Genomic DNA, 3054 nt, shown 5'->3' with positions numbered 1-3054 from the left:
TGCTTTATTCAACTATTTCAATCATAAATGGCACAGAAACAATGAAATAATAAAAACCATCAAAAACATGATACAAAAAGCAGCCTAAATAAATGAAAAAAAGGATATACCAATTTCCACACTAATATTGACATTACCTCCTCAAACGGCTGAGCTACAATCTTTTTGCCGGTTCTCATTTTTCGGAGCGAGGTCTGCTTATATTTATTGGCGAAAAGGTGAGCCAGGCGAAGCGGCTCCGGCATGCGATATCCCGTATCACACTTGATAATGATATCGAGCGCCTCCCGAATACCGCACCGGTGTCCGGGTGATATGAACATCGGTTTGACATTCTCTTTTGTCCGATAGACAAATCCGACTTCGATATCGCCGACAAAGAGCGATGAACAGCCGCCTTTCTGAGGCGGAGGGTTGCGGAAATCGCCGCAGAGAATTCTGCGGGCGCATCCGATAGAGGGGATGTCGGCCAATAATCCCAGATGAGAGGCCAGACCAAATCCCCGAGGGTGGGCTATCCCATGACCCGGAAAGATAATGACGTCGGGATCGGTTTTCAGTCGGGAAAGGGCTTTCAATATGACCGGTCCCTCCCGGAAAGCGAGCAGGGCCGGAATATACGGAAATTCCGTCTCCATTTCGGCCACCTCTCTTTCCACATCAATCAGCTCGGGATATTTTACCGTGATGGCGGCGGCATAGAGGCGATTGTTTCTATCATTAAAGGCCGTATCGACAGCGGTAATATATTCCAGTTTGCCGATGTCATGATCCGCAATAATTTCCGCTCTCAGGGCCTTCTGAATGGCAAGAGCTTCATTCGGATCTTCAGGCCAGTCGTGCAGAGATTTGATTTCCACTTTACTCCCTTTTAGACAGTCCGGCGAACGCCATGAAGCCCTGAAGAGACAAAGCCACGGGTCGCCGGTAATTGAATTGTGCTCATTTCATGCTCAGGGAGGCCACACCATTAAGCGGGCCCCACGCTCAGTTTATAGAAAATAAGGAGAGTCTTTATAATATGTCAATTTGAATATGTTACCCCGGATTAAAAAGTATGTGCGAATTTTGAAACTATTCATGGATTTATGAGTATTTCTTTCCATAACAATCAAGAAAAGGCGGAAATCCGACGATTATTGGTTAGAATAAGCCCCGGCAGACAAAAACCAGCGCTGACCCCGGGCAGTTATGCTGTTGGCTTGAGGGGGGATGCCCGATTGACGAACTACCAATCGTCGCTGACGTGGGGAAACCCACAAAATATAGATATAGAATTCAAAATGACTCCAGTTAAGAAGTATATTTGCCTATAGTTTATGAGCACTTTTTTGAATTTTTTATGTTGCTTTTTTTTGACACGTGTTATACATTAGCCGTCTAAATGCGTAAGCCAATGAGAATATTACTGATAACCCAGCATTTCCCGCCGGAGCGTGGTGCCGTCCGCAGGCTTTACGAGTTTGCCAAATTTTTCCAAAACGGGGGACATGAGGTCACCGTCCTGACCGCAATGCCGAATTACCCCGATGGGGTTGTTCCCGAAAAATACCGCGGTAAATTCCTCGTCAAGGAAAAATTGAATGATCTCAATATCTACCGCTCCTATGTCATGCCGGCATCAAATGCCGAGCCGAAAAAAAGGATGATCGGATTTATCACTTTCCTTTTCTCCTCGCTGATCAACAGCTTCAGGATAAAGGGAAAATTTGATTTGATTCTGGCCTCCTCGCCGCCGGTGACTTCGCCCCTCATTGGCTATATCCTGAGTCGTCTGCGCCGCACCAAACTGGTGCTGGAAATTCGCGATCTGCAGCCGGAATCGGGAGAGCAATTCGGCAACCTCAACAAGTCGCTTTTTACCGAATCGATTCGGAAGGTGATGCGTTTCCTTTATCACAGGGCTGATCATATTGTCTGTGTTACCGAAGGTATTGCCGAATGGATGAAAGCCTATGGCATTCCGGAAGATCGCCTGACCACTATCAAGTCCGGGGTCGGTTATGATTTCATCAACAGTCACTCCAACGGTATCCGAAAAAAATACGGCTGGGAGAATAAATTTCTTATCCTCTTCTCGGGAACTCTGGGGTGGGTTCGCCCACTCGAGACCATAGTCGAATCGGCCCGGCTTCTGGCCGATGACCGGCAATATCACTTCGTCTTTGTCGGCGATGGGCAGAAACGAGACTCGCTGGAGGCGCTGGCGAAACAGTACAATTTGAAAAATGTCTCATTTGTCGGGCTGCAGCCTCTGGAACAGATACCTTACTATCTCAAGGCCGGGGATGTGTTGGTCGAGTGCCTCAAAGAAGTGCCGGTGGCGAAAGTGGCGCTGCCGACCAAAATATTCGAATATATGGCCGCCGGCCGTCCGATTATTTTCGGATCGACCGATGGCGAAACCAGCCGCCTCCTGGAAAAAGCCGGAGGGGCTCTGACTTATTCTTCGGGACACCCCGAGCAGCTGGCCGAGATTGTCCGCGCCCTTTATAATAAGAAGATCGACGGTGATGAACTGGGCAAGCGTTATCATAACTATGTTTGCAGCCATCATACGCGCGAAAAATGGGCCCAGAGATATCTCAATCTTTTGGAATCTGTCAACAGACCCTGAACCATCCGCCCCATTGATTTTTAGATAATCACCGATAGAGGGATAATACTGTCCCGCCAAAAAGATCGCTTATTTTCTCTTTTTCTTCTTCACGCCAGACTATTACCATGAGCTTGCTGTCCGGGATTTTTTTAAGGTCAAAATCTCCGATATGGCGATATTCCTTTTCCGGCATCCAGAAGCCCCTGGTACCGATGTTCTGGAAATAAGGTCTGTACTCATCTTCGAGATATCGGTACATATCCGGATGGCCGTAAAATACTTTTCTGATTCCAGCTTCTGCCGCCGATTCTCTTTCAACGGCGATACCATACGGCTCAAAGGTCATTTCCTGAAAACGGGCCCGCCAGTGCATCAGACCGGCCGCCTCTGATGGTTTCAGGGCCGAGAAGGCTACGGCCGGAAATCCCTTGCGGTGGTGACGAATCGATGCCCGG

Annotated in this window: 3 protein-coding genes; 1 reads left to right on the top strand and 2 read right to left on the bottom strand. The window is 48.1% G+C overall.

Annotated elements, in window-relative coordinates; all coding sequences use genetic code 11:
- Positions 1 to 59 precede the first annotated feature (59 nt).
- Positions 60 to 860 (bottom strand): deoxyribonuclease V, encoded by an 801-nt coding sequence (gene nfi, locus NT002_01230; protein ID MCX6827894.1) that lies wholly within the window; start codon positions 858 to 860, stop codon positions 60 to 62.
- Between the two features lie 536 nt (positions 861 to 1396).
- Between nfi and NT002_01225 the strand changes: the two genes are divergently transcribed.
- The gene (locus tag NT002_01225; GenBank protein MCX6827893.1) at positions 1397 to 2617 is read left to right on the top strand and encodes a glycosyltransferase family 4 protein; all 1221 of its coding nucleotides are present in this window, start codon (positions 1397 to 1399) and stop codon (positions 2615 to 2617) included.
- A gap of 28 nt (positions 2618 to 2645) precedes the next feature.
- On the opposite strand, the gene NT002_01220 is transcribed toward NT002_01225, so the two are convergent.
- Positions 2646 to 3054 (bottom strand): hypothetical protein (locus tag NT002_01220; protein MCX6827892.1); only part of this gene is annotated, 409 nt, incomplete at its 5' end.

The sequence above is a fragment of the Candidatus Zixiibacteriota bacterium genome (assembly GCA_026397505.1).
Classification (GTDB): domain Bacteria; phylum Zixibacteria; class MSB-5A5; order GN15; family PGXB01; genus JAPLUR01.
Note: the sequence above shows the minus strand (reverse complement) of the source record. Positions and strands in the feature narration are given on the sequence as shown.